Annotated in this window: 28 protein-coding genes; 15 read left to right on the top strand and 13 right to left on the bottom strand. The window is 70.3% G+C overall.

Features of this window, described 5'->3' with window-relative positions; translation table 11 throughout:
• Positions 1 to 86: 86 nt before the first annotated feature.
• Positions 87 to 380 carry a hypothetical protein gene (locus ACFY3I_RS40080; RefSeq protein WP_390865876.1) on the top strand — a complete coding sequence of 98 codons (294 nt, stop codon included), beginning with the start codon at positions 87 to 89 and terminating at the stop codon, positions 378 to 380.
• Entirely contained in the window at positions 377 to 1,456 is a 1,080-nt protein-coding gene (locus tag ACFY3I_RS40075) for a zeta toxin family protein (protein WP_390865875.1), read from the top strand. Before ACFY3I_RS40080 ends, ACFY3I_RS40075 begins: the two co-directional genes overlap by 4 nt.
• Before the next feature lie 221 nt (positions 1,457 to 1,677).
• On the opposite strand, the gene ACFY3I_RS40070 is transcribed toward ACFY3I_RS40075, so the two are convergent.
• Complete coding sequence (locus tag ACFY3I_RS40070) at positions 1,678 to 2,118, bottom strand: ATP-binding protein (protein ID WP_390865874.1); 441 nt, start codon at positions 2,116 to 2,118, stop codon at positions 1,678 to 1,680.
• On the bottom strand, positions 2,115 to 2,540 hold the full coding sequence (locus ACFY3I_RS40065; protein ID WP_390865873.1) for a DUF6415 family natural product biosynthesis protein: 426 nt from the start codon (positions 2,538 to 2,540) through the stop codon (positions 2,115 to 2,117). The genes ACFY3I_RS40070 and ACFY3I_RS40065 overlap by 4 nt, the downstream gene beginning before the upstream one ends.
• A 200-nt stretch (positions 2,541 to 2,740) precedes the next feature.
• Here ACFY3I_RS40065 and ACFY3I_RS40060 point away from each other — a divergent pair, with 200 nt between their 5' ends.
• A complete protein-coding gene (locus ACFY3I_RS40060; protein WP_390865872.1) occupies positions 2,741 to 4,066 on the top strand; it encodes a hypothetical protein in 1,326 nt (441 codons plus the stop codon).
• Positions 4,063 to 4,638: a GNAT family N-acetyltransferase gene (locus tag ACFY3I_RS40055; RefSeq protein ID WP_390865871.1), complete on the top strand. Its 576-nt coding sequence runs from the start codon at positions 4,063 to 4,065 to the stop codon at positions 4,636 to 4,638. Before ACFY3I_RS40060 ends, ACFY3I_RS40055 begins: the two co-directional genes overlap by 4 nt.
• A gap of 587 nt (positions 4,639 to 5,225) precedes the next feature.
• Here ACFY3I_RS40055 and ACFY3I_RS40050 read toward each other — a convergent pair.
• From ACFY3I_RS40050 to ACFY3I_RS40030, 5 genes are all read right to left on the bottom strand, one after another.
• Positions 5,226 to 6,455, bottom strand: coding sequence for a hypothetical protein (locus ACFY3I_RS40050; RefSeq protein WP_390865870.1), 1,230 nt, complete (start codon positions 6,453 to 6,455; stop codon positions 5,226 to 5,228).
• Positions 6,455 to 6,838, bottom strand: coding sequence for a hypothetical protein (locus ACFY3I_RS40045; RefSeq protein WP_390865869.1), 384 nt, complete (start codon positions 6,836 to 6,838; stop codon positions 6,455 to 6,457). The genes ACFY3I_RS40050 and ACFY3I_RS40045 overlap by 1 nt, the downstream gene beginning before the upstream one ends.
• Positions 6,839 to 7,029: 191 nt before the next feature.
• The gene (locus ACFY3I_RS40040; RefSeq protein ID WP_390865868.1) at positions 7,030 to 7,785 is read right to left on the bottom strand and encodes an enoyl-CoA hydratase/isomerase family protein; all 756 of its coding nucleotides are present in this window, start codon (positions 7,783 to 7,785) and stop codon (positions 7,030 to 7,032) included.
• A 28-nt stretch (positions 7,786 to 7,813) separates the two neighbouring features.
• Positions 7,814 to 9,103, bottom strand: coding sequence for a cytochrome P450 (locus ACFY3I_RS40035; protein ID WP_390865867.1), 1,290 nt, complete (start codon positions 9,101 to 9,103; stop codon positions 7,814 to 7,816).
• A 325-nt stretch (positions 9,104 to 9,428) separates the two neighbouring features.
• The gene (locus ACFY3I_RS40030; RefSeq protein WP_390865866.1) at positions 9,429 to 10,133 is read right to left on the bottom strand and encodes a TetR family transcriptional regulator; all 705 of its coding nucleotides are present in this window, start codon (positions 10,131 to 10,133) and stop codon (positions 9,429 to 9,431) included.
• 1,757 nt (positions 10,134 to 11,890) lie between these two features.
• Between ACFY3I_RS40030 and ACFY3I_RS40025 the strand changes: the two genes are divergently transcribed.
• The 10 genes from ACFY3I_RS40025 to ACFY3I_RS39980 all read left to right on the top strand — a co-directional run bounded on the left by ACFY3I_RS40025 (position 11,891) and on the right by ACFY3I_RS39980 (position 21,497).
• Complete coding sequence (locus tag ACFY3I_RS40025; RefSeq protein WP_390865865.1) at positions 11,891 to 13,075, top strand: MFS transporter; 1,185 nt, start codon at positions 11,891 to 11,893, stop codon at positions 13,073 to 13,075.
• Between the two features lie 19 nt (positions 13,076 to 13,094).
• Positions 13,095 to 13,478, top strand: coding sequence for a hypothetical protein (locus ACFY3I_RS40020; RefSeq protein ID WP_390865864.1), 384 nt, complete (start codon positions 13,095 to 13,097; stop codon positions 13,476 to 13,478).
• A 166-nt stretch (positions 13,479 to 13,644) separates the two neighbouring features.
• The gene (locus tag ACFY3I_RS40015) at positions 13,645 to 14,892 is read left to right on the top strand and encodes an MFS transporter (RefSeq protein ID WP_390865863.1); all 1,248 of its coding nucleotides are present in this window, start codon (positions 13,645 to 13,647) and stop codon (positions 14,890 to 14,892) included.
• 151 nt (positions 14,893 to 15,043) lie between these two features.
• The gene (locus ACFY3I_RS40010) at positions 15,044 to 16,414 is read left to right on the top strand and encodes a hypothetical protein (protein ID WP_390865862.1); all 1,371 of its coding nucleotides are present in this window, start codon (positions 15,044 to 15,046) and stop codon (positions 16,412 to 16,414) included.
• Positions 16,411 to 17,310: a tryptophan synthase subunit alpha gene (gene trpA / locus ACFY3I_RS40005; RefSeq protein ID WP_390865861.1), complete on the top strand. Its 900-nt coding sequence runs from the start codon at positions 16,411 to 16,413 to the stop codon at positions 17,308 to 17,310. The genes ACFY3I_RS40010 and trpA overlap by 4 nt, the downstream gene beginning before the upstream one ends.
• A gap of 354 nt (positions 17,311 to 17,664) precedes the next feature.
• Entirely contained in the window at positions 17,665 to 18,417 is a 753-nt protein-coding gene (locus ACFY3I_RS40000) for a hypothetical protein (RefSeq protein ID WP_390865860.1), read from the top strand.
• Entirely contained in the window at positions 18,414 to 18,803 is a 390-nt protein-coding gene (locus ACFY3I_RS39995; RefSeq protein WP_390865859.1) for a hypothetical protein, read from the top strand. The genes ACFY3I_RS40000 and ACFY3I_RS39995 overlap by 4 nt, the downstream gene beginning before the upstream one ends.
• Positions 18,800 to 19,324 (top strand): hypothetical protein, encoded by a 525-nt coding sequence (locus ACFY3I_RS39990; protein WP_390865858.1) that lies wholly within the window; start codon positions 18,800 to 18,802, stop codon positions 19,322 to 19,324. The genes ACFY3I_RS39995 and ACFY3I_RS39990 overlap by 4 nt, the downstream gene beginning before the upstream one ends.
• Positions 19,325 to 20,087: 763 nt before the next feature.
• The gene (locus ACFY3I_RS39985) at positions 20,088 to 20,303 is read left to right on the top strand and encodes a hypothetical protein (RefSeq protein ID WP_390865857.1); all 216 of its coding nucleotides are present in this window, start codon (positions 20,088 to 20,090) and stop codon (positions 20,301 to 20,303) included.
• A gap of 321 nt (positions 20,304 to 20,624) precedes the next feature.
• The gene (locus ACFY3I_RS39980; protein ID WP_390865856.1) at positions 20,625 to 21,497 is read left to right on the top strand and encodes an RNA ligase family protein; all 873 of its coding nucleotides are present in this window, start codon (positions 20,625 to 20,627) and stop codon (positions 21,495 to 21,497) included.
• 1 nt (position 21,498) lies between these two features.
• On the opposite strand, the gene ACFY3I_RS39975 is transcribed toward ACFY3I_RS39980, so the two are convergent.
• On the bottom strand, positions 21,499 to 22,035 hold the full coding sequence (locus tag ACFY3I_RS39975; RefSeq protein ID WP_390865855.1) for a hypothetical protein: 537 nt from the start codon (positions 22,033 to 22,035) through the stop codon (positions 21,499 to 21,501).
• Between the two features lie 108 nt (positions 22,036 to 22,143).
• Between ACFY3I_RS39975 and ACFY3I_RS39970 the strand changes: the two genes are divergently transcribed.
• A complete protein-coding gene (locus ACFY3I_RS39970; protein WP_390865854.1) occupies positions 22,144 to 22,500 on the top strand; it encodes a hypothetical protein in 357 nt (118 codons plus the stop codon).
• 47 nt (positions 22,501 to 22,547) lie between these two features.
• On the opposite strand, the gene ACFY3I_RS39965 is transcribed toward ACFY3I_RS39970, so the two are convergent.
• The 5 genes from ACFY3I_RS39965 to ACFY3I_RS39945 form a co-directional block, all read right to left on the bottom strand.
• The gene (locus tag ACFY3I_RS39965) at positions 22,548 to 22,778 is read right to left on the bottom strand and encodes a hypothetical protein (protein ID WP_390865853.1); all 231 of its coding nucleotides are present in this window, start codon (positions 22,776 to 22,778) and stop codon (positions 22,548 to 22,550) included.
• Between the two features lie 318 nt (positions 22,779 to 23,096).
• Entirely contained in the window at positions 23,097 to 23,924 is an 828-nt protein-coding gene (locus ACFY3I_RS39960; protein WP_390865852.1) for a hypothetical protein, read from the bottom strand.
• 16 nt (positions 23,925 to 23,940) lie between these two features.
• A complete protein-coding gene (locus tag ACFY3I_RS39955) occupies positions 23,941 to 24,852 on the bottom strand; it encodes an aldo/keto reductase (RefSeq protein WP_390865851.1) in 912 nt (303 codons plus the stop codon).
• The gene (locus ACFY3I_RS39950) at positions 24,849 to 26,048 is read right to left on the bottom strand and encodes a JmjC domain-containing protein (RefSeq protein ID WP_390865850.1); all 1,200 of its coding nucleotides are present in this window, start codon (positions 26,046 to 26,048) and stop codon (positions 24,849 to 24,851) included. The genes ACFY3I_RS39955 and ACFY3I_RS39950 overlap by 4 nt, the downstream gene beginning before the upstream one ends.
• Positions 26,049 to 26,063: 15 nt before the next feature.
• Complete coding sequence (locus ACFY3I_RS39945; protein WP_388654269.1) at positions 26,064 to 26,210, bottom strand: hypothetical protein; 147 nt, start codon at positions 26,208 to 26,210, stop codon at positions 26,064 to 26,066.
• Positions 26,211 to 26,238 lie beyond the last annotated feature (28 nt).

Here is a 26,238-nt window from a genome sequence, read left to right as displayed (position 1 = left end):
GACCCTTGGGGCGCTGGTCTGCGAGAGTCGAGCCAGGGGGCGGGGCATCTCGACCCCCGCACTCAGCGCTGAGAACGGGAGACGTCGTGCCGGAGTCTGATTCGATCTTGAAGGACATGGGGGCGGCCACCTGGTCGGCCGAGGACGGGACGGCCTACGAGGTGGCCTTGGAGGGGATCAACCACGTCGTGGGTGCCCTCTCCCGGCAGATCGGTGAGGCGGAGTCAGTTGGCGACGCGGATCGCGTGGCGGAGCTGAGTGAGCAACAACGCTCCTGGGCCGGGCGGCGCCGGGAGCTGTCTCCCGCCGACCGTGCGGCGGTGGACGCGCTCACCACCGAGTGTGCCGACCTTCTGCGTGCCCTGCGGGGGACTACGTGACCGAGGTGGACCGCACCCGGTACGTCCTGCCTGCGGATGTGAGCGAGCGGATCTTCCGCGAGCGGATCGTGCCCAACGACCTGGTCGGGACGCCTCAGGATCATCCGTTAGCGGTCATCGTCTCGGGCCAGACCGGCGCGGGGAAGACGTCTATCACCGCGCTGGTGACGCAGGCTCTCTCCGGCCGCGGTCATGCCGTGAACATCAATCTCGACACGTACAAGCCCTACCATCCCAAGTTCGACGACTTGATGCGCGCGGACGACACCACGGCGGGCGCCTACACCAGCGTCGACGGACACCGGTGGATGGAGGCCGCGGAGGCCTACGCCATCGCACAGCGCTTCGACGTCGTGCTGGAGTCGGCGATGCGCGATCCGCGCGATTTCGAGGAACCAGCGGCGCGGCTGCGTGCGGCCGGATACCGAGTTGAGGTGCCGATCGTCGCCGTTCACGAGTCGATGAGCCGCCTGGGCGCCCTGGATCGCTACCTCCAGCAGGTAGAAGCGTTCGGGCAGGGCCGAATGATCGACCAGGGGATTCACGACGCTTGTTACCGAGGGGTCGTGAGGGCGAGTGGCGGCATCGACGCGGAGCATCTGGCGAACAGTGTCTTCGTGGTCCGGCGGGACGCCCAGGTCGTCTACGCCAACCACCTCAACGATGCGCAGCAGTGGACGCGCTCACCTGCGACACCTCTGGCCGTGACGGGGGAGCGCGACCGGCCCTGGACCGAGCAGGAGTCGCGGGTCGCCGCCGCCAACATGGGGCGGGCGTGCGAGAGGATCGAGCGCCTGTCCGGCACCGACCGTCAGGCGGCCTTCGCAGAGTTGACCGCGATCGTGCACCTTGCCCGGCCGCTTGTTCATCCGGCGGCTGACGACGCGATGCGCCAGGCGGTGGGGCCGGTGTGGACGGCGCGTTCACCCGCCACGCCGGCGGTACGGACGGACGCGGCGCGCAGCAGGTCTACAACGGTCACCCGCGGGCCCTCCACAGGCCTCGGCCAGCAGGACGGCCCGTCGCGTACAGCAGGCGGCCCGGCCGCGCAGCAGCAGCGACACCGAGGCCGGTGAGACCACGTATCAGCCCGGCTGATGGAGGAGGCCGGGAGAGTGCGGCAGTTCCCGATTCTGCGTCTTCGGAGCTGCCGCACTCTCGGCGTTCCTGGTCATATCGGGGACAGGCCGGAGCGGTCAACGGCTCGGGCGCGCCGCCAACGCGATGACCAGCACGGCCACCAGGCTTCCGGTGACGAGCACGAGGAGCACGTTCTCCGCCAGGTCCCGGTTGGCTTTCAAGGCGCGACCCGAAGCTCCGCCCACACCCGCTTGGCGCGCGGCTGGGCTGCCCGGGGGGCGACGGTGTCGCAGCCCCATCGGTCGGCGAACTCGTTGAGCAGCTGTAGGCCCCGGCCCGACACGTCGTCGGGGCCGGGCGTGCGCAGTTGGGGTCGTCGTTCTGGGGCCTGGTCCACCACGGCGAACAGCAGCAGGTCATGGGCTGGGCGTTCGATGTGGACCTCGATGCCCGGCCCGCAGGCGTGGCGGACGGCATTCGCGACCAGTTCGGAGACGAGCAGGGCCCCGCTGTCCGCGTACTCTTCGAGGTTCCAGCAGGCGAGAGCCACGCGCACCAGGGAACGTGCCTGTTCCGCCGCCTGCGGGGCCCGCTCCAGCTCCAGCTCGTAGCCGGGGTGCCCGGTCTGGCGAGGGTGGGCGGTCGGCGCGTAGATCATGGGCGGCCTTCAGTGATCAGGGCGGCCAGGCAGGAAAGGGGACCCGCTTGCTGCCGCAGGTCGAGCAGGGCACGGACCTGCGTTGCAAGTCCGTGCAGGTCCTCACGCTGCGGCCCTGCGCCCCCCGCGAGCATGCGGCGACTGGAGACGAGGACGTGATCGGCGGTGTCCCGCCAGGCGCCTTTCAGCAGAGGAACTGCTGCGGCGAGTTCAGGGATGAGCAGCTGCATGTGCCCGAGCAGTAGGCCACCGACTTCCTCCCGTTCAGCCTCCGGTACCGGCCGCACGGCCCAGAGCACCTCCGTGCATGTCTGCCGGATGAGCGCGGCGTCGATGGCATCAGTGATGCCGGGCTCGCCCGGCCCACACGGCGGTGCCGGCGCGAGTGTCCTCGCGGCACCACTGCTCGCAGCCTCTTCCACGGCGCTCTCCCGTCCTGAGCAGTCGTCACGTCACGGTCAACGCAAGCAGGCGATGCCCGGCAGGCGCGACGCTGCGGTGATGCAAGAGCGATGCAAGTCCGCCCGGGAAGGGTGAACTGCCCCCAGTCCCGGGGACAGGACAGATGAGGGGCGGGTACCGTCTCCGCACCTCTCCCAGCCGCCGACGCCCGGAGCCCGGCATGGTCGACCGCCGCAACGCCACTCCCAACACGGTCTTCCGCCGCGTGCGGGAGCGTGAATTCCAGATGAGCCGGATGGAGTTCGCCGCTGCCGTGCGCCGAGCGGGCCAGGAGCTGGGGGAGCCAGTGGGCTGCGGAGCGCGACTGGTGGCGGCATGGGAGGACGGGGAGGTCGACTGCCCCCGGTCCGTCTACCGGCGCATCCTCACGCGGATGACCGGGCGCAGCATGGAACAGCTCGGCTTCCGTACGACCGTGGGGCCGTCGCCGGCCGCGGCCGCGGCCGCGGTGCCCAGTCCGCGGGAGGAGAGTGATCCGGTGGAGCGCCGCGGATTCCTGCGCGATGGGGCGGGCGTGGTTCTGGGCCTCCCCATCTCCGGCGAGGGAAAGATCCCTGGCAAGGTCGGCGCGGGCGAGGTTCGCGCGGTCAACAAGGCCGTGGCCAAGCTGTATGAGGAGGACCACGAGCACGGCTCGGCGGCCCTGCGGCAGGCGGCCTCGCAGGCGCTGCACCGCGCCTACCAGTGGTTACAGAGTGGCTCCTACACCTCCGGCACGGAGAAGAGACTCCGTACAGCGGTCGGTTCACTCTCGATCGCCGCCGGGTGGCTGTCCTTCGACTCCGGGCGCCCGGGTGATGCCCATTCGCTGTACGGGGAGGCCCTCGCGGCCGCACGGATCGCGGGTGACGCCGAGCTGGAGGCGCACGCCTTCGGCTGCCTGAGCCTGCTGGCCAAGGCGCAGGGACGTCCCCGCGAGGCGGTCGCCTCCGCGCAGGGCGCCCAGACCGTTGCCCGGGGGCTGGGTTCCCACCGGCTGCTGAGCCTGATGCACATGCGCGAGGCGCGCGGCTGGGCCCTCATCGGTGACGCCGGCGCGACGGACCGGGCGATCGTCAGGGCCCACCACCTGTACGCGAAGGGGCCCGCCGATGCCGATCCGCCCTGGCTGGACTTCTATGCGCCCGGTGAACTGGCCGGGCTGGAAGCGCTGGCCCGGGCCGACCTGGGGCAGCACGAGCGGGCCGCCGCCGGGGCGGAACAAGCCGTTCTGCTGCACGGCGGCGCCTTTGCGAGGAATTCCGCCCTGTACACGGCGGACGTCGCCATCCAACATGCGGTGAGGGACCGGCCCGAGCCGGAGGCTGCCGCCGACGCCGCAGGCAAGGTCCTCGCGTTCCTCCCTGAGGTGCGCTCCGACCGGCTGCTGCAGTCGCTGCACGACGTCGCGGGTGCACTCCAGCGGCACAGCCGCGTTCCTGCGGTCGCCGACTGGATCGAGGAGTACCGCACCATCACCACCGCGATCGGAGGAGGACGGGCGTGACCACCCCCAGCACCCGCACAGACGTCGTGATCCGCACCTACGGGCCCGGGCAGGTGCCGCCGCTCGTCGACACGGTCGCCGACCTGTGGGCGGACGCCCACCCGGAGATCGTGGACACGCCGGGCGCCGCGAGCGACGGTCTGTCCGTCCCGGCACTGCGCCGCCAGGTCCTCAGTCATGTCAGCAACCACCAGGAGGGCTTCACCCTCGTCGCCGCGTACGCGCACGGCTCTATGGTCGGCTTCGGCTACGCCTTCCCCTGCAGCGCGGACTACTGGTTCGGCAGCGACCTGGTGCCGCAGGTTCCCGAACGGGCCCGCACCGGGCGCCTGATGGGGCTGTGTGAACTCGCCGTGGCTCCGCCTTGGCAGGGTCAGGGCATCGGGACGCGGCTGCACGCCGCGCTCCTGACCGCCATCGCCCCCGAGTGGTCGTCCCTGCTGGTACGGCCGGACAACTCGGCTGGCCGTGCCCTGTACGACCGGCTCGGCTACCGGTACGCGGGCCCGTACCGCAACGGGCCCGACGGACCGGTCTTCGACCTTCTGCTCATGCAGGTCGAAGCGGCCTGACCGGACGCGAGCCGGGTGCACGAGGCGCGTCGCGGAGCGGCGTTCCTCGAGCACCCACCACCGCGAGCGGATTCGGATTCGGTTCGCAGGCGCCTCGGCCGCATCACAGTCGGCGCAGGCAGGTCTGGGGGGCCTGACCGCCCGGGACGATCCGCCACAGGTTCCCTTCGCCTCCGCATGCCCGATAGGCGGGCCCACTCTCGGTGCGTGCAACGGCCGCGATACAGGACCGCACCACCTGCCCCTTACGCAGGTAGTGATGAACCGGAGAGTTCATGGTGGCTACCGGCCCGCCAAACGAGCCCGGGCGACGCACGGCCACGCGCTGGGTTGCCTTCCACGTGGCGGTACAGGCCTCCGCGCTCTTCACGGCGGGGGCGCTGTGGGCGCCGACGGGTGCCGCCAGGGATACGAGCGTCGCGGCCGCCACGGCGGCCGTGGTCATCCATCGGTACGTCATGCCGGGTCAACTCCCCTCGCCGCCCCGCAGGTCACGCCCTGCGGCGACGATCACCCGCATGCGTCGCCGGTCCAGAAATGTGTGGGCCCCGGGGTGCACCCCCGGAGCCCACGGGCACGGAATCCGGTCAGGCGGTCTTGGCCTTCGAGGGTCGGCCCCAGCCGATTGCCCGGTCTACGGCGTGGAGCAGTGTGCGCTCCCATCCGGCGGCCGTGAGCCCCTCATCGTCACTCAAGCCCCCTTCCGCGAGGGTAGAGAGCTGCACGGCGTGCTCGATGCCCTCGGCCCACGCCTCGCGCACCGCCCGCTGACAGGCGCGCCGCACCTGGAGTTCGACCGCACTGCCCGCCTCCCCGGAGCGCCGGGCATCGGCCAGGGCGCGACCGCACTCGGCGACAGCGTCCAGGAGGACGACGGCCCGTTCAGCGTCAGGCCGCCTCGGGGCCGGCGCACTGTTCGGCCAGACGCCGCGGCGTAGCGGCTCCATGCGTTCAGGCAGGGGCACCCATGACGGTTCGTCGGCCATGTCGTCGTTGGTCGAGTTCACGGCACGGACCCACGCACGGTAGAGGCCGCGCGGCTCCAGTGGCGTGCCTGGAGGCACTGGATGGTCGCCGCGGTGGTTGGGGTGAACGCTCACCCACAGGGCGGTTGCAGTGCCCCCGACTCGTGCGAGCAGGGCGTGCCGCTCGGCGAGCCAGCGGCGCAGTGCGGCCCGTGACAGGCCGGACAGTCCGATCAGTTCGACGTAGGCCTTCTCTTCGCTCCATCCTTGCGGCCGGCGGAGGATGCGCACCTCTTGGAGCGAGGGCGCCAGGTCATCGAGCCGGAGAGCGCACAGTTCCCCGGAGCGGGCGCCGGTGTCGGCGATGACGGCACCGATCGCGAGCATCCGGATCTGGGAGGGGCGGGCGTCCTGCCGGTCTGCGGCCTTTTCGAGTGAGGTCCGCAGCAGTGAACGTGCCCGGTCGGGCACGGGCTGCTTGCGCGCGGTTTCCGGCTGCGGCGGCAGGTCGGCGTAGACCTCGGCCGCTTTCGCCAGGAGCGCCAGGACCTCGATTCGGGTCTGCCGGGAGTTGGCAGTGCTCGGCTTCTTCTTCTCCGCCTCGCGGGCGCGCAGTTCGCCGCGGGCCGCGAGATCCAGATAGACGTCGACGGCCTCCCGCCCGAACAGGTGACGCGCCGGGGCCTCGTTGTCGAGCGGATGGTCGGGGCGAGCGAGAGCCCGGCCATATTCGCCCGCCACCCAGCGGACTTGGCGGCCTCGGGCCTCGGAGATCTCCGCGTCCCATGAGCGCACTTCAGCGGCGGCCGCAAGGAGGAGCGCTTCCCCCCTGAGGCTCTGGTCGACTGCCATCAGCGGGCCTCCTCGACGGGAGGCCGACGAACTGCCTGCTTGACCCCGCGAGCGGCCGGAGACCACGACAGTGCCGTTCCGCCGTGGAACTGGCGGAAGACGGTGTCCTTCGCCAGGGCGGCCGCTGCTCCGATCTGCGCCCAGCTCGCCGCCTTCCCTCCGGGGCGACCTTCCCCACGCAGGGCCCGGCCGGCGGCGTCGTGCGCGGCTCGGCCAGCCACATCGGCCACAAGCATGCTCAGTTCGAGCTGCTGCAGGGGGTCGACCGCGATGCCGACCGCTTCGGCGAGCAGATGCATGCGGTCGGCGGGGGCCGTCTCCGCTGCACTGGCTCGCCGCACCAGGTCGGCGATCTGCTCGGCCATCATGTCGACGTCGTTCACCCGCACCCCTCTCGTTGTGTCGAAACAACAACCGCCGGCAGCTTACCGGGGTTTCGTTGTGTCGACACAACGAACGGGAGTGGTTGGCGTGAACTATGACTCCTGGCCGGATCGCAGATCTGGGGGCGCCTGGGCCTTGGAGCCCCATGGTGGTCCGGCCCGTTTCGGGCAGCCTCACTCCACGTTGTGCCTCACATCCTTCGCGGCCGGAGCCCTTGACGGGAGACCGCCGCTGTCAGCAACTCCTCGTCCAGGAGACCGGAGGAGCCCTGCGCGTCGGCGGCAAGCATCCGCTTGGCGATCCGCACGGTTGCCGGGTCACGACGCGCTATCAGCCGGGCGGCATCGTCGACTGCAGCCTCAAGACTTCCGGCCGGGACGACCTCGTGGAGGATGGCGAGTTGCTCCGCCCTGGCGGCGCCGAACGTCTCGGACGTCAGCAGCAGCCTGCGCACCTGGGCCCGTCCGGCCTCCTCCACGAGGCGTGGCAGAACGCCGCCCCACGCCGGCGGGACACGGAGGCCGATCTCCGGCATCCGGAACCGGCACGTGTCCGCCCCGATACGCAGATCACAGAAGACGGCGAGCCCCAGCCCGGCGCCGATCACGGCGCCGTGCAGCTGCGCAATGGTCACAATCTCCGCCTGCGCGAGGGCCGCACACACCCGGTGCGCCCGAGCAGCCAGGGCCCGCAGCGAGCCCCCGGAGGGGTCCTGCTCCAGGAGTGTCGAGAGTTCCGAACGGTCACCACCGGTACAGAAGTCGCTCCCCGCCCCGGACAGCACCATCACGCGCACCGTGGCACTGTCCTCCAGCGCCCGGAGCAGCTCCAGGAGTTCCGAGAGCATGTCTCCCGATATCGAGTTGCCCGCCTCGGGTCGGCTCAGTTGCACACGGAGGATGCGACCTTCATCGGTCACGCGGAGTGTCTTGAAGTCGTTGATCATGGCGCCTACATCTCGGGTCGTGACAGGTTCAGGCAAGGGTGAGGGGCAGGGAGGTAATGCGCCGGAAGGCAACTCGGGGCGCCCACTCGGCGGGAGCGCTCAGCCGCAGCCGGATGGGTCGACTGAGAAGCGCGCCCAAGAGGGCCGCTGCCTCCAGCCGGGCAAGGACGTTGCCCAGGCAGTAGTGGATGCCTGCGCCGAAGGCGAGGTGAGAGGGCGAACGGGATGCATGACCGGACTGGCCTCGACCTCGCCGGCGCCGCACGTCGAACCGGTGAGGGTCAGTGAAGCGAACCGGATCGTGATGGGCTGCGCCGATCAGGAGCTGGACCGTCTCGCCCGCGGAAATGGGAACGCCGCCCAGGTCGGTGTCTGCGACCGCCACGCGAGTGATCACGTGTATCGGTGCGTCGTAGCGGAGGGTTTCCTCCACGGCGTCCGGGATGAGTTCGGGATCTTGCCGTAGGAGATCCAACTGGTCGGGGTGCTCAAGCAGAAGCCGCAGGGTATTGGCGATCAGATGCGACGTGGTCTCCAGGGCGGCCAAGATCATGAATAGGGCGAGCGAGTGGACGACGGTGTCCGTGCGGGCGGGGTCGCCCTCCAAGTCGTCCCAGGTTCGGATCCACACCGAGACCGGATCGTCCCCGGGCGTCCTGCGACGGTCCTGGATGAGGTCCGCGAAGTAGACCTGCAGACGGGCCGTCGCCGCGTCAGATATCGCGATCTCGCTGGCAGTGGGAAAGAGTTCCTGCGTGTAGACCTGGTCGTGGGTCAGCTCCCACAGAAGTTCATGATCGGCAGGAGGGAGCCCCATCCATTTTCCGATGATCATGACGGGGAGCTTCTCGCTGACCATCGCGACGAAGTCCGCCGACCCCTCCTGCAATCGCTGGGTGAACTCGTCCAGGAGGACCTCGACCATTTCCTCCGCCGCGCGATGCAGCTCGGCCAGCGTGTTCCGGTCGAAGACGGCGCCCAGCGGTCTGCGCAGGTGAGTGTGATCCGGGGGATTCAGGAGCGGCAGCGTATGACTCATCTGCCGGGAAGCGGGTGAGTCCCAGCGGGTGACGGCGGCCTGCCGACTGCGCCAGGTGCGGTCCGGGACGGCCCATCGCTTGTCCCGGAGAATCTGATGGGCCAGGCCATAGGAGTTCACCAGCAACCCGCCCCACGGCGCAGAGATCACCTCCCCCATCCCCCGTAGCTCGTCATAGATGGGAATCGGATTCACCTGCCCCGCGCTTTTACGCAGCCTGGAAAAGAGCGAAACGATTTTACGTCGGCGAGCATGCGGGGTCATGGCGACGGAATTCAATTCGTCCTCTTATCGCGAGATCCGACGTGATTTGCGGTCCGTGCATACCCCCATGGTTGAACGTTCATGCGCATGGGGGGCCGTCGCGGCTGTCGTGCGAATCACGTTTTATCTACGCTAAGAGCGCAGCCAGGGAACCGGTGGACGGACCCGGCACCGAAAGCAAGCGGAAGGCGCGCCCCGACCGGTGGCCAGGACGCGCCTTAGGTGAGTGGAGACGTTATCGGCGGGACCACGTATGCGCAGTGCGCGAGTCGCCGCCTCGACAAAGCCCTGCGTGCACTCCGTCAAATCGCGAGCAGATCCATCATCCCCGAACGCGTCCTCATGAGGACCGCTCCTGCTCTTCAAGGAACTTCTTGTAGAGCATTTCTCCGCGATTCACCGAGAAATCGATGTCCGCGACGACTTCCGGAAAGGCCCACGCCTTCATGGTGTTCCGGTACCCGTGCGACACGTACCGCTCCACGTTTTCATATCCGCCGTCAATGGAACCGGTCGTAAGAATCAGTCCGGCCCAAAGGCCTGGCAGTTGGCGCGCCTCATCCTCAGCGACAAGGTGAGGCCTGATTTCGCCCCTCTTCTGAGCTTCCTTGATCTGCTGCGTATTGAACACAACCCAGTCCGGCCAAGGCGTTCCGTACTCTTCAATCGCGGCTTGCTCGAATGAGAGCTTGAGCGCGGCGAGAATGCGCGCCTCGGTCCGTGCCCGGTAGGCCAGGATCATTGCAATGTCATAGATCTGTTGGGCCATCAACGGGTGGGGTGGATCCTGCTGCCCGTCGAACGTCGTCATGAACATAATTTCTTTGGCCACGTCTGGCTTCCCACCCGGGAAGTGACTGTAAAAGAAATTCTTGTTCGAGAAGGCTCGCACAATGATGTCGCTGACCGACGTTCCGGCGTAACCTTTTGCAATGAATTCAACAGCGGCGGCATCGACGATGCGCACCTTGTTGTCGATTGTTCGCTGCTGAACTTTGCGCGGCTTCGGAGAATCGGGATCGACCTGGGGGGTCGGGTCGGACACGGAGAATCTCTCTTTCACATGTTCGGCGGCCTCCGCGACGACTGGACACAAGCGTCACATTCATGCGGAACGGCGCGCCGAGATCACCTAGACGAAGTATCGAGCGCGCGTGACGACGTTCTCTAGCGGCCCTCCGCATTCGACACATTTGGCATCCACGGTGATCTCACCCGAGGTTTTCTCTTCAAAGACTTCCAGGGCTTCGCAGCCCACTGGGCACACACGGTATCCGGAGAGCAGCTCGCCCGACCAGCTCATGGATTCCGGCAGGCCACAGTTGGTGTCTGGGGGCATCTTTCCTCCACGGCAGTAATGGCATGTTTTGTCTGTGCTGCGCGGGCTGACCCGTTCTTCCGGCCGGCCGCACACTCCACTCGCGGAGGCTCCACGCGCGATCCGGCCCGCCGTGCAGGCAGTCCTCCAGCGCGAGAGGCGAGAACACGGCGAGCACGTCCGGCAGTGCGTCACGCGGTCGATCGAGCGGCGCCAGGCGCCCGGCTATCTGGAGCGTGCGATTCGCTGCCAACCGGTATCAACCCGGACCTCCCTGTAGCGACGTGGTCACTGATCGCTTGACGTGTCCGCACTTAGGGTTCCATGCTTGGCGCCGAAACGGTAGACCAGGTGGTCCCGCGAAGGACTAAGAAGACTCGGACATTGTGGGCGATCACCGCCATAAAGCGGCAAGAGTTCGCTGATATTCGAGGACTCATCGGTCTCGATGAGCCGAACTGGTCTCTAAAGCACAGGGGGAAGTCATGAATGCGGGTCATATCCGCCCACAACGCCAGCACCGTTGCGCCCCGGCTGAGCCGAGGCAGCGATTCGCCAACGGACGCCGACCCATCGGCAACGGTGGAGAAGCGGCACGCGACGCGGAGCGGGATCCATTCGCATTCAGGGCTCATCCCTCAACCCGCCCGTAGGAGACCAAGGGGCCACCCGGCCGCTTCCCGCCGCCTCGACGGAGCCCCGCTCCGGACGCGCAGCACGGCTCGCGACACACGCAGCCAGCACCACAGCACCACCGCGGTCCGTCGTTCCTGTTGACGCAGGCAACGACCCTGCGCGACTCCTCGTGAGGCGCGGGACCGCCCGACACGAGTACGGCGGCCGCCTCCCTGTTGACGCAGGGAAACGACCGCCGCGAGCAGCGCACCACCAGAGACCAATCCATTCGCCCTGGGGTGCTCATGCGGCGTGCTCGAACACGCCGCCGGACAGGATAGGCCACCGGATACCTGCCACAAAGGGGGAACCGGTACCGGCTGACAGCCCTGCGTCGGAGCGCCCCAGCACCTCACAGGAGGATGCTGTGCCCGATCTCCGCCGTCGCCTTCCGCGACGCACCACGCAGACTGACGCCGCCTCGGCTGCCGCGCATTCCTTCGCCGGCGCCCCGGCCACGCGTGCCGGGCGCCCACCGCGCCAGCCCTAACGCCTTTCCTACCGCCTGGTCACAGGAACCTGCCTCCTGCCTGACTGGGCCCTCCGGCCGAGCACAAGCCGTTCGCCGGCTTCGCGCCCGGGCTTTGCCACAAGCCTGCGGCCCTCGGCCCCGCGGGGTGCCGCCGTCTTCCGGCGGCACCCCGACCGGCCTCTTTCACGACCTCCAGAGCCTCACGTCGGGCTCTTCGGATGCCGTGGCTTCTTCCTTGACGCGAGGAACAGCCGTGTCCGTAACTCTTCCTGCCTTCCCCCCTGTTGCCGAACAGTCAGCAGGCCCGGTCACCCGCCGGGGCACCGCTCACATCTGGATGCTGATCGTCGGTGCAGGCGCCGTGCGCGCTGCCGGGTTCAGCTATCCGTTCCTCTCCTACCGGCTCTCTGACCTCGGCTTTTCAACCACCGGTGTCAGCGGGATCCTCGCCCTGTTCGGCCTGGGCTGGCTCGCCGGGCAGATCGTCTGGGGACGTCTGGCCGATGCCATCGGCCGCCGCTCCACACTGGTCGGCGCGATGGCCCTCGCTGCCGTGACGCTTCCCCTACTTGCTCAGGCGACCAGTGCGTTCACCGTCGGCGTCGCCGCAGTCCTCGCGGGCATGGTCTACGACGCTCCCCGTCCGGTGATCTCCGCCGTGGTCGCCGACGACGTGGCCGACGATGCGCGCCGCGCGAGCATCACCGGCTGGAGGCATTTCGCGATCAACGTCGGCGCTGCCGTCACGGGGGCGAGCGGCGGCCTCCTCGCCGACAGGGCCGGGCTCCCCGTCCTCTTCTGGATCAACGCGGCGGCCTGCGGAGCCTTCGCTCTGATCGCCGCTCGGTTCATGCGGCCGGACCGCCCGGCGCCTGCGCGAGCGCTGCAGGCGCAGTCCGCCGTCAGCCACCGATCAGCCCGGCGTGATGTCCGGCTGTGGCTGCTCTGGCTGGCCAGCACCGCGACCTTCATCCCGATCGCCGGTCTTTTCAGCATCATGCCGCTGCTCATGGAGCGCCAGGGCCTGCCCGCCAGCGACTACGGACGGACCCAGGTCGCGAGCGCGGTCGCCGTCCTGCTCCTGACCATGCCCCTCAACCGGTGGCTCGCCCGCAAGACGCGCGGCGGCACGTCGATGGTGCGGCTCCTCGCGGTCAGCTCTCTGGTCCTGGGCGCCGGAATCGGCTCGGCAGGCCTCGCGACCAGCACCGTCGAGTACACCGCGGCGGCGGCGGCCGCCGTGCCCGGCGAGATCGTGGCGTTCGTCGCGGCGACCGCCGTCCTCGACCGCATCACCCCGCCCCACGCCCGCGGCCTCTACGCCGGGATCTGGGGCACGACGCTCGCCACCGCCATCATCTGCGCTCCCGCGCTTGCCGGTTGGTCACTCACCCACGGAGGGCCCGGCCTCGTCGGCGCCACCACCTTCGCCTGCGGCGTCCTCGGCGCCGCGGTCTGCCTGCCCCTGGGACTGCTCCTGCGCAGAACCCGCCCCGCGCAGGCCTTCCCCACCACCCACTGAACCGAGCGGAGCAACACCCATGTCCATCACCCGTCTTACCCAGCGCGCGCTGCCCGCCCTCGTAGGCGGCGCCGTTGCCGTCGCCGCCCTCTCCGCGCCGGCCGACGCAAGCTCCGGCTGGTGGTACTCCAGCGGGCACGGTGCCTCGGGCTACTACAACCACGTCTCACAGCGGGCCACGGCCTGCGACATCAAGACCGACGGCTACAAGGCGGTCGTGCAGATCACGCGCGCCACCGGCACTTGGTACTCCGTCGCCACCGACAGCCACAACGACGGCGCGTGCACGTCCGAGACCCCGAGCCCCCTCTTCGAGGGCGCCACCAAGAAGATCCGCGTCTGCGTGCAAAAGGGCAGTTCCAAGCCCGTGAAGTGCAGCGCAGCGCACGAATTCCAGGTCTGACCCGCGCGGTCAGGGGCCCAACTCCGGGCCCCTGACCGGCTGGCCGCCCCTCATCTGGCCGCCACCGGCCCGCCGGATCACGCGGCCCCTCCCCTCCTTCCTCCGCCTCCCTTGGAGCGCCCGTGCAGCAGCTCGCGCCACCGGCCCGACCCGGTCAGGAGTGATCGTGACTCTCCTGGAGAGCGCCACCCCGTCCGCTCGCGTGCCGGCCGGGCCGCAGGCGACGTACGGCGACGTCCTCCGCATGCCCTACGCCGCGCGGCTGCTGGCCGGGACGATCATCGGACGCCTGCCCTGCGGCACCGCGCCCCTCGCGATCCTGCTCAGCACCCGCAGCCTCGGCCTCGCGGTGAGTGCAGCGCTGGCCGCCCTGTATCTGCTGTCGAGCGCGGTCGGCGGCCCGCTGATCGGCCGCCTCGTCGACCGGTACGGACAGACCGCTCCGTTCTCCGCGGCCGCCGCCTTGAGCAGTGCCGCCCTCCTCGCCCTGGTGCCGGGCTCCCACCACCTCACCTACGCCGCGGCCGCCGTTGCCGTCGCGGGAGGAGCCAAGCCCCCGCTGGAAGCGGGGCTGCGCGCGATCCTCGGGTCGGACCACGTCATGCCCTCCCCCCAGCACCGGCGCACCGCACTGTCCCTGGACGCGGCAAGCCAAGAGTTGATCTACGTGCTCGGCCCGCTGCTCGTGGCAGCGATCACCCTCACGTCGTCCTCGTCCTGGGCGCTGCTGGCGACGGCTCTCCTCGGAAGTGCCGGTACGGCCTTGGTGGTCACCGCCCGGCCCTCGCGCACCTGGACGGCGGAGCACCGTACGCCCGACTGGCTCGGCCCGCTGAGGTCCTCCCGGCTGGCCGTCCTGTACGCGGCGATGGTCGGCGTCGGCGTCCCGATGGGTGCCATCACCCCCCTCGCGGCGCAGTCCGGCGACGCCCTTGACGCTCCCTGGCTCGCCGGGGCCCTGCCTGCCGCCCTGTCGCTCGGCGCCCTGATCGGCGGACTCCTGTACGGAGCGCGCCTTTGGGCCGGGGCGGCCAGCCTGCATCTCCTCGTCCTGACCGTCGCGTTCGCCTTGAGCTGGCTACCGATGACGCTGGCGGCCACCCCGGCGACGGTGCTCACGGCGGCCGCCCTGCCCGGCCTGCTGATGGCGCCGCTCCTGAGCGCCGGATTCACCGTCGTCGCCGAACTGGCGCCGCACGGCACCGCTACCGAAGCCCAGGCCCTGCTCGTCGCCGCCCTCGATGTCGGCTGCGCGGCCGGGGCTGCAGGCGCGGGCCTCCTGCCCGGCGCGTCCCTGCTCGCCGCCGGGGCCGGACTCGGGGCCCTCGTCCTGGTCGCCGCTCACCGCCACTTGCGCATCGCGGACGGCCTTCCGCCCGCGCCCGCCCGCTCCACCTCCGGAGGAGTCCGATGAACCCGCCCAGCACCCACCAGACCGAGGACGCCGCGGCGGTCGCACCGCACGCCGTCGGCAGCACCGAGCCCCTCCCGCCGGCCGCCGCGCGGCCGCCCAAGTTGCCCGCACCCGCCGTCCCATACGGACCGGGCGCACCCCGGACCACCGCATGCGTGCGCTGACCGGACCCACTCGCGTCCGCCCCTACCTCACCGACCTGGAGCACATGATGACCGTCCCCACGATCACCACCGCAGGTGTCGAGACCCCTGCTGGAACTCACTCGACGCACGGGGTCCTCGCCGTCGTCGCCCCCTACGGCACCGGCAAGCACTACCTGTCAGAGATCGTGGCCCGGGGGTGGGACTGCATCGCGGTGAGGCCCTCCGATGCTCTGCTGCCGCCCATGTACCGGGGCGCTCTCGACCCTGACGGCTACCGCCAGGTCGTCGTCCACAACGGTGACATGCAGGCGACGTCTGCTGCGCTGCGGAAGGCCGGGGTGACGGCCATCGTCGCCGGGACGGAGATCGGCGTGCCGATCGCGGAGATCCTCGCGCACCGTCTCGGCCTGCCCGGCAACGACCCGCAGACCTCCCACCTGCGCCGGGACAAGGGCGCCATGGCGGCCGCGCTCCACGACGCGGGCCTCGAAGCTCCCCGCAGCCTCAGCACGGACAACCTGGGTAACGCACTGGCCTGGGCCAGCATGCAGAGCGGCGCGGAGTTCGTCCTCAAGCCCGCCGACAGCGGCGGCAGCGACGGCGTCGCCTTCGTCAGCAGCCCCGAGCAGCTCCAGGCCGCCTGGCACCAGCTGCACCAGGTCCCCAACGCGCTCGGCGGCACCAACGAGTTCCTGATACTGCAGGAGCGGCTGCGCGGCACCCAGTACGTCGTCAACTCGGTGTCCTCGCCTGCCCCCGGCAGCGGCATCACCCGGCACGCGTTCACGGAGATCTGGGCCGACCACCGCACCACCGGTCACCTCTACGACCGCCTCGTGATGCTCCAGCCCTCCAAGCTGATCCCACGCATGCTCGCGCAGTACACCGCGAAGGTCCTCGACGTCCTGGGCATCAGCTACGGCCCGGCGCACACCGAGGTCATGTACGTGCCGCGACGAGGACCGGTGCTGATCGAGACCGGCGCCCGCCCGGAGGGCTCCTACGACCCGATCGCGATGCGCGAGGCCACCGGCAGCGACCACGTCCGCGACGCCGTCGACACCGTCATCCAGGGTCGGCCCGGGCTCTACGCCCACGGGCGGCGCCCTCGCCGCAGCATCACCAAGGTCTCCCTGATCGCGCCGCACGACGGCACGCTCGACCCGACGGTGCTGGAGACCCTGCTCGCCCTGCCGACGGTCAAGGGGCACGTCGGCGCCCTGCGGCCCGGCGCCCGCGTCACCCGCACCGTGGACCTGCTGACCTCGCCGGGACGGCTGACCCTGGTCGCGGACACCGACGCCGCCATCGACGCGGACTGCGAGGCGATCCGCGACCTGGAGGCAGACGGCCTCTACGTGAAGGCGGCGAAGTGAAGGCCGCTGCCGGATCCGCTCCGGCGTCTGCCCTGCCGTGGTGGCCGTCAACGACGCCGGCGGGTGAGGGCCTGACTCGCGCTATCGCGGCCGCGCAGGCGCAGGAGCGGTGCGCCCTCGCCACCTACGTGCCCGTCGGGTTCCCCGACCGGATCACCAGCATGGACACCCTGCATCGGCTGGCGCAGTCGGCAGACGTGATCGAGCTGGGAGTCCCCTTCGAAGGCCACTTCGACGGGCCGGTCATCCAGGCGGCCTCCCGCACCGCGCTCGACGCCGGGTTCCTGATGCAGCACCTGTTCGAGGCGGCGGAGGAACTGTCCGCGAGCTCGTCCGCCGCGCTCCTGACCATGACGTACTGGCAGCCCGTGCACGCTTTCGGCCCGGTCCGCTTCGCCGCCCAGGCGGCGGCCGCCGGGATCTCCGGCGTCCTCATCCCCGACCTGCCTCTGGAAGAAGCGGCGGAGTGGCTCGACGCGGCCCGGGCAGCCGGACTGGCCGCGATCCCGCTGGTCTCTGCGCGGACTGCACCGGACCGGCTGGCCGCCATCGTCGCCGCGGCGACCGGCATGGTCTACGCACCCGCCACCGACGGCGTGACCGGCAACCCGCAGCCGATCAGCCCGCGCCTGCCCGGCCTGATCGCACAGCTCCAGAGCCTCACGAGTCTGCCGATCGCCGCGGGGATCGGCATCTCCACGCCCGCGCAGGCCCGCGCCGCAGCGCGATGGGCGGACCTCGTAGTCGTCGGCTCCGCCGTCATCAGATCCATGCAGGCCAACCCGACCGACCCCGTGGCGGCCGCGGCCGCGACCAGCCGCGCGTTCACCGAGGCGCTGCTCCCCGCACACCAGCCCGGCCGCCACCGGGCGCGGGCGCAGCGAACACAGGCCTGACCTCCGGAACGGTTCCTCGCCGTCCCGGTTCACCGACCACCCGATTCCCCCCACCCGTCGTTCCAGGAGGAGCACAGCACCATGGCCCGATCCGTATCCGCCCCCATCAGCCGTCGCCGGATGGCAGCCCTTGCACTCGGCATGAGCACCGCAGCGCTCACCCTGTCCGCATGCAACCCCGGGGCCACTGACCAGGACGCGGCTGCCAAGCCGAGCAAGTCAGCAGCCCCCACAGGGGTCGTCACGAGGGAAAACGCCCAAGCCACCATAGACCGGTACGAAAAGGTTAATAACGAGTCAAACGCCCGGCGCTCGAACTCCCTTCTGTCCACGGTGGAGGGAGGTCAGGTCAACTTGCAGTCGGCGGCGGACTACCGGCAGTGGAAGACCTGGTCGGCAGCCGACCGGAAGCAGTACGGCAGCCCCTTCTTCTACCGCGACCGCCAGTTCTTCATCCCGGCTGCCAGCAGCGGTGTCCACTGGTTCGCGGTGGCGGCGACCGCGACCGGTTCGAAGGACCGGGCCTTCCTGGTCTTCGACAAGGTCGGCGCGACGTACAAGCTCGTGGCCTCGCTCTACACCGACAAGAAGGACCCGCTGCCCTCCATCCCCGTCGACCGGGACGGCTTCGTCACCCCCGCCGACCCTGCGAAGGCCGTCGGTGACCTGGCGCCGAATCAGGTCGGTGCCGCCCTTTCCGATCTGTTCGCGACCGGCGGCAAGAAGACCGGGGCCAGGCTCGCTGCGACTACGGCTTCGACGAGCGCCCGCAAGGTCTACGCGGACCGCGGCAAGGGCAAGATGAGCGGGTTCAGCACGAAGCGGTTCTTCGCCAAGCAGCCCGTCCACCCGGAGGTGTACGCCCTTCGCCTCGCCGGCGGGAGCGTCCTGGCAGTCTTCCCGAGTTCACACACGGCGGAGACGATGCTCAAGCCCCCATACATGGGCAGCTACAAGATCAACCCGAGCGACAGTGAGGCCGTCTACGACAGGACCGGCCGCGTTGTGATCGTCGACGAGTTCCAGAACCTGGGCCTGGCCAGGCTGAACCCCGGCGGCAAGGCGGAGGTCATCACCGCCGAGTACCGGATGGTGGACTCCCGGTGAGGGATGAGGCCGATCACCTCCAGCCCGATCCTGCGCGCGAGGCCGCGTTCGCCTCCGCTCACGACGTCTGGGAGCGCGAGCGCGACCAGCGGCTCGGCGAATTCATCGCGGCCCGAATGCGCGAGGTTGAACGGAACGGGTGCCGGGCGGAGCGTGCAGCGCTTTTCTGGATCCTCGACGTCCTGCCTCAGTGGCGGGAGGCCCGCAAGGGCCACCTGCCCGATGCCGCGATGCAACTACGTGTCGACGCCCTGGGCTGGATTCTCCGTCTGGCGGCGCACAGCGCCTGGCACCGCCATCCCGAGTGGTCCGCCGACTTCCACCCCCAGGCCGACTACCAGCAGCCCAGCGCACGGCACGGCCGCGATCGAGAGCAGGGGTCATGACGAGTCCAGCCGCCGGTCCCGAGGAGGAGTGGGAGCCGGTCTACGAGCCCCCCTCCTGGTACACCGGCCTGCTCGCCGAAGGGGCGCCGGGTAGCTCGATCCCCTGGCACTCCGTCGGACGGCCGCCCGGGCCCAGTTGCTACTACTGCGGCAGCGAGCCGGTCATCGAGGCGGAGGTCAGCGTCCACGCCGGATCGATCCTGTGGGGCCGGACGCGGACGGTCTCTGATCCCCTGTGCCGCCAGTGCGGCATCTCCACCGTGCGCAGCATGACCACCAGGACGCTGGAACAAGGCTGGTGGGGTCCGCTCAGTCTGCTGGTCCACGCCCCGGCCGCCCTCCTGCAGAACGTGCGGGCGTACCGGCGCTTCACGCGCCTGTCGGCGTCGACACCGCCCCCGGGGCGGCTGTCGCTCCCGCTGGGGAAGCCTGTATCGCGTCGGCCCTCGGCGTACGCGGCGCTCATCCCGGTGACCTTCGCGGCCGCGCTCCTCGTGTACGCCCTCGCGGCCACGTCCTGACTCCAGCTCCGACCGAGCGAGCGGCAACTCCGACACGGCCGTCACAGGTAACGGTTGTCGGCGGCGCTCGCGGGGCACACGTTGGGCGAAGGTGCGGGCCGCGGCAACATGCCGCGGCCCGCACCTCTTACGTGACCGAGCTGTAGACGCCCGCGAGTACACCGGGCGACCGGCTTCGATTCGCCTCCGGCCTGACCCAAAGTCGCTGAACACAGCTCCGATACCCAGGAGTACTGAGCGGCGACGGAACATCACCGCAAAGCATTGATCGACTTCACCGACGTCGACGGCACAATCCGGCCCACCGCCTGGCGACCAGTACCTCTTCGCTAAGACCCTCTACACAACCGCCGGCCCCCGGACGGTCGTCTGACCTCGGCTTTGTTCTGCTTCCATGCCTGAGCATCAGGTCATTGAGCAGCGCGTTCTTCCCGGCATGGACTGCTCCAGGGCAGGCGATTTCGCGTATTCGAGGGGAAAGACCCGCGTCCCATCCACGACGTGAATTTTGCGCCGGTCCATGGGCCCTCACCAGGTATTTCTCGGCAGCCGCTCAGGTCCCCCTCGCGTCACCCTCGCGTTCCGCGCACCAGCTTGGGCCGAAATCTCCTAGGTTACCGATGCCGCGCTGCTGATCCGGACAGCAGCGAGGCCGAGACCGCAACTCAGATCGTCGAACGCAGCGACGGACGGCGGTTCTCCGCGATCGGCCCGAAGGCCAGCCCTGCGTTTCCCCTCACCCCTGAGAAGAGGTAGCACTGCCGTGCTCGCATGCATATTGCTCACCGCGGCCGCCGTCATCGGCGCCCCATGGTGGGCAGCCCGAAAGGTCTGGGTCCTGTCCCAGGCACGGAACGACTTCGGCGTCCCGACCAAGACCGGCAACCTTCCGGCCGCCCTGTCGATGGGAGCGCTCGTCATGGGCTCCGTGGTGGCGCTTGCCGCCCTGGCCTGGACGATCTGGGCCGTCGCCCACTAGTCGCGAACAGGTGACGTGACGCGGCAATCTGAGCCGTCGCCGCGTCACGTCACCTCCGCGCCTCAGCCCTTCGACCGCTCCGCGTCGCAGGCACGCTCCAAGGCGTCGACCACGACGGTGATGTCCTCGATCTCAGGTACAGGAATCGGGACGGACAAGGTGCCATCGTCGTTCACGGCGATGAGTCCCTGGCTCCACCGCCGCGAAGTCGGCGGAGCCCTCGTCGAACCAGGCGCACCCCACGTAGCGACGACTCCGGTCATCAGCCGGACAGCGCATGCCGGCGGGCGGGCGACCCAGGCGAGCGGCAAGGTGGAGGGCGTGGACTGGCCCGTCTCCGTCGCTCTCGCTCAGGCCGTGCAGACCCTGCCGATCGGGGCCGATCTGCACTACGAGATCAAGGTGGACGGCCACCGTCTGGCCATGTGGCGCGACAAGGAGACGGTGCGTCTCCAGACGCGGTCCGGCCGTGACGTCACATCGGTGTGGATGGATCTTGCGGTCGCTGGGATGCAGCTCCCCGCCGAGGTGATCTTGGACGGGGAAGGGATCGTGTACGTCGACGGCCGCATCGACTTCGGCGCGGCTCAGTCGCGGGCGAACTCCACACCCGCGCGGGCCCGTCGCCTCGCCGGGCTTCACCCCGCGCACTACGCCGTGTTCGACGTGTTGCACCATCCCGAGCACGGAGACACCCGGGGCTGGCCGTACGTGCGCCGCAGGGAGCTTCTGGAGCACCTCCTGGAGGAGTACGGCATCGGTCCGCCGATCCAGGCCGTGCCGACCACGACGGACGTCGACCTGGCGCGCACCTGGTACGACGTCCTCCAGGACCAAGGCGTGGAAGGTCTCGTCATCAAGGTCGGCTCCTCCACCTACCGCGGCGGGACCAGACAATGGCGCAAGCTGAGGCACGCGGAGACTGTGGACGCGAAGGTCGTCGGGTTCACCGGTCCGGCCGCCCGCCCGCGGCATCTCGCCGTACGCCTCTCCGGTGGACGCATCCGGCTGTCGCAGGCCTTGAAGGCGCCGCTCGCCGCGCAGGTGTCGCAGCTCCTCCAAGGGGCTCCGCCCGGACGGCGGGCGTGGACGACCGCCGGGGAGCCGTACGACGCGGTCGACACCGACGTCATGGTGGAGGTCCTGTCGGGGACAACGCGGCACGCCGTGGTCACGGTGACCCGACTCCGGTGACTCAGTCGGTCTCCGCTGCGGCCCGCCACGCGTTCATCGCGCGCACCGTGCTGCACGCGACCCACAGGGCGCCCCACACCTGGTCGACCATCAGCGGGGTTTCCCTCCGCGCATCGTCGACGAACACTGGGAGCTGCTCGGGGTCGAGGTGCCGGACTCGCAGGTACACCATCGCGAGGTCGACGGCGCTGGAGTGCCGGGCGATCCGTGCCTTCGCGTCCGCGAGGGAGAGTTCCTCCCCGTCGGCCGCCTTCAAGGCGACGTACCGGTGCGCCTCACGCGGATCGTGGGCGATCTCGTAGAGGGCCTGCACGTCGGGCACGCCCTCCAGGGTGCGCCACGTGGTCGGACAGTCCTCGTCAAGGAGACCGGCGAACGCCTCGGCGAGCAGCAGATTCACGTGGGCCTGCCCCTCGCGGGTGCCCCCTCCCAGGCGCACCATGGGCGCGGCCAGCTCCTCGCCGGTGGCGTCTCGCGCCGCCATGACGAGCATCTCCCGCGCGGCGGACAGCACGTCGTCCAAGGTGGGGCGTTCCATGGCGCCACGGTAGCGCTGCGCCCCCGAACGCGGTTCGAGTCCCCTGCACGCGCCGTGCGTCTGTGGCCCCGGCAGAGGCGTCGGCGGGGGCGTGCATACAGTCGATGTGTGAGCACGATCGAAGAGCCGACCGAGTCCCGCCCGTGGCGTACCGAGGACGGGCCGCAGCCGGAAGTGTGGACCTGGCCGAACGTGGACTGTCCGGCGCTGTACGTATGGGCGTCTGGGGCGTGGCGGTACGCGCGAGTCCAGGCCCGGCAGAACTACGCGGACGGCAGGGTCATCTACCTGGTGGAGGCCGACCTCCGGGGGGACACGACGGTCACGGTCCACCGGTATGCGTGGCCGCAGCCCGGCCTCCGCGTCGCGCACGGCAGCAGCATGGAGCCGTCCCGGGGCGTCGACGAAGCCAACCAGGGCGACATGCCGCGCCCCGCGCCCCGCAAGCTCCGCCCCAGCGCGTGACAGCGCCCGGCCCCCGCGAGGGAGACCGGGCGCGTGTACGAGATGGGCTACTGGGCGCCCTCGACGATGACCTCGGCGGCCTCGACGGAACCGTGCACGTCGTCGTCGACGAGGCACCCGAGGACACGGACGCGGACGACGTCGTCGGAGCCGTCGACGGTAAAGGTGAGGATCGCGCCGGCGGGCCGCTCGGTGGCGGGGAAGAGGAACGGCGCCTCGACGCGACCGCCCGGGAGCGCCTCGGGATTGAGCAGCTTGAAGATACGCAGGGTACGCATGGCCGTTGGGCCTTCCGTGCGGGGCGGGCGGCCCCCGGTGGGCCTCCCTGTACCCCTTAGGTGAGGAACGGCCCTCGCGGACAGCAGTCGGCCGAAAATTCGGGGCGTGCTGCCGGGTGGTCTGGTAGCCGGGGCATTGGCCGTCACGACTTCCGTCGCGGTTCTGCTCCTGGACTGCGTCCGCCGCGTCGTGTGACCTCCGGGGCGGGAGCACCACGCGGTGCTCCCGCCCGCGGACCAGGGGCACGGCCCGTCGGCGCGCTTGAGGGCCTGACGGACGTCGAAGGACCGACAGGCTCCGCAGTACGCACCAGGGCGTCAGGTGAGCGGCTGCGCGGCCGCGTCGAACTGGTCCACGTGACCAGCCGTCGCCTCCTTGACCAGGGCCCTGAGCGCAGATGTGAGGTCGGGGTGGTCACCCCGGGACGCGGATTGGAGGAGTTCGGCGCAGACGACCAGGAGGGCCGATCGGCCGTCGGGCCCATCGAGGAGCGGGGCGAACTCCTCGCGGATGCGTCCGGCGGTTCCGGGCGCGAGCTGGGCGTAGGCGTAGATCATCGCGGCGTCGTACCCGCGAGGCGCGCTGCCCCATCCCTCCCAGTCGAGCAGGGTGGCGCCGGCCGTGAGGTTGGCGGCGTGGAAGTCTCCGTGCGCACAGTCCCAGTGCTCGATGACCGGGGCGGGCTGGCCGGTGAACTGGGGGACGGCGCGGTCGATCCACTGCTGCCGTACCGCGGTGCGGTCGGTGGGGGTCGCGGCGATCGTCGTCAGCGTGGTGCGGACCGTCGCGAACCAAGCCTCCGGCAGGTCGAGTTCGCGGTGCAGGACCGGCTCAGGTGACAGCACCGGCTCGTCGACGAAGCTGGTCAGTTCCGCGCGGTAGGCGGCCCCGTCGCCGGTCCAGTCGTAGATGCCGTGCAGAGCCGGTTTCCGGACGGCGGGGAAGGCGGCGGCCGCCCTCTCGGTGCCCTCCCACAGCTTCCCTCCGGCCTTGCCGGTCGGGACGGACAGCAGGCGCAGCCAGCACGAGCCGTGCTCGGGGTGGTCGGCGCGGTGTCCCAGGGTGCGGCCGTGCCAGCCCCAGGCCTGCGGTCCTCGCACGGTGGCGCCCAGCGTGGAGGCCGCACGGTTCAGTGCGGCCTCCATCCGGAGCCGGTCGTCGTCAGACGGGGGCGGCGAGTACATCGAGGACCGTCCGTAGGGTCGCGGGAGGGATGGCGGGCCCGCCGGTCACGGCGAGGGCCTCCTCCCAGTGTGCCGCCTCCCCCGTGGCGAGGAGCACCTTCGTGACGCCCGGGCACGACACGGCGGCCGCCAGGCACGCGGCCGCCACCGAAACGTCGGGGCGCACGAGGTCGGCGATCTCGCGTGTGGCCAGTGACAGAAGCTCCCCACCGTGCAGCGGTGCCGACGCGTGGACCTCCCATCCGCGCTCGGCGGCCGCCGCGATGGGCCCGGTCTCGTCCAGTGCCTCGTCCAGGTGAGTGGCCATCACCAGGCTGACGGGCAGCTGCAGAAGACGTAGGTGGTGCTCGGAGCTTCCGGCCGCCTCGGCCGCGAGCCGGTCCAGCATCGGCACCGTGAACAGCCCGTCGCTGAACCCTGACCAGGTGGCCACGCCGTATCCGGCGATACCACCGGCCTGCGCGGTCTCCTCCAGCACGGCGAAGGCCTCGCGGAGTATGCCGGTCACGGCCTGGTCGTCGCCGTGGTGGTGCTCGGGGTTGTGCAGGAACATGCCGTCCAGCCGTGGTCGGCCGAGTTCGGTCCGGCTGCGGTCGGTCTGCCAGCGCACGTACGCGGGCGCGAGGCTGTGCCGCAGGCCTGCGGAGGGCAGGACACCGGCGGCGTGGGCGGCCCGGGCCACGGGCGCGGTGAGGTATCCGACCTTGGTCGCGACGGGCAGGCCAGGATGGTCGGCAAGGACGGGAGCAAGGAGCCGGTGGGCACGCCCGCCGCAGTAGTTGGGGGCGGTGTCGATCCAGCCGGAGGGGGCGCCGGCCGCGCGCCGGACGGCGGCGGTGAGCGTTTCGGCAGGGATCCGGTACGTCCCGAGAGCGAGAGTGGCGTTCACGCTGCCCCCCTGCGGATGCTCGCCATCTGGGCCCGGACCAGTTCGGTGACCACGGCAGCCGCGTCCGCGACCGTGACGCCGGCGTCAGCCGCGAGGTCATCGAGCCGGTGCCATCCGACGTGGAGGAGCCGCCGGAACAACGGGGCGGCCGACGCCGCGGCGTCGATCTCCTGTCCGGCCGCGCGGATGCGCACCAGGTCCTCGCCGTCGACGGCGACGTCGGTGATACGGGCCCGGCCGGAGGTCAGTCGAACCAGCGTGTCCGGCTCGGCCGGAACGGCGTTCAGGTACGGCAGGGAGGGACGCATACGGCCCAGGTCGGCGGCATCCTGCGCGGCCGCATACCGGTCCAGCAGGGTGGGGTCTGCCATCGCGGCGGCGACCTCCTTGCCGACGGTCTCCAGGAACCCTTCGCGTGCGGTGGAGTCGGCGTGCAGCGGCAGGTCCCTGCGGAAGGTGTCGCTCGCCAGGAGTTCGTCGGCGAGCCAGGCGAGCAGCCGGTTCCCGGTGTGCGGCGGGGTGATGCCGCACGTCAGGTGCAACGAGGAGCGGCCCTGGTCGGCGGTGACCGCGTGCCACCACCCGCGTGGCAGGTAGAGCACGTCGCCGGGCTCCATGACTAGTTCAGCGACGGGGACGTCGGGCGGCGGCTCGGGGTCGGCTACGTCGCGGTGCAGCGGGACCCGCCGGGTGGGCCCGAACAGACGCCAGCGCTTGGCACCCTCGACCTGCACCACGACGACGTCGTGGTCGTCCCAGTGGGTGCCGAACCCCTCGGTGGCCGTCCAGGACGCGTACAGGTTGACCTGGACCGAGGAGCGGAGCCAGCCTTCCAGTTCGGCGGCCAGGTCGCCGATCGGCTCGTGCAAGTGGTCGACCTGGTCGACCACCAGGGAGGCGCCTTCCGCGAGACGCTCGTGCAGCTCGGCGGGATGAACGCGTTGCCACACCGTCGAGCGGCGGGTGGTCACCGCGGCCGCGTACCGGTGCAGCGGCAGCATCTCCCCGTCGTGCGCGAGGCGCAGCCTGGGCGGCTCCAGCCGGTGGCGGGCGACCAGGTCGTTGAGGACGTCGAAAGAACACAGAGCGCCCAGCTCACGGGGAGTCAGGGCGCCGGACACGTGGCGGTAGTCGCGGTGCAGCGCCTGGGCCAGGAAGTCCCGGCCCAGGCGCCCCGCGATGCGCAGTTCGCTCATCGCTGTTGGAGTCCGTCAGTCGTTGCCGTCGCTCTTGCCGGTGCCGCCGCCGTCCGAGGGGATGGCCGAGCGGCTGCGGGCGGCGGTGATGGCCCGCCGGCCGCGGAGCAGCCCGGCGGGCTCTCCGGCCGCGCTGCCTGTCGTGGTGATGTTCGCGGGCATGGTGTCCTCCTGGATCGTGCGAGTGCGG

The sequence above is a fragment of the Streptomyces sp. NPDC001068 genome, from assembly GCF_042897315.1.
Classification (GTDB): Bacteria; Actinomycetota; Actinomycetes; order Streptomycetales; family Streptomycetaceae; genus Streptomyces.
The sequence above is the reverse complement of the archived record's forward strand: the minus strand, read 5'-3'. Positions and strand labels throughout refer to the sequence as shown.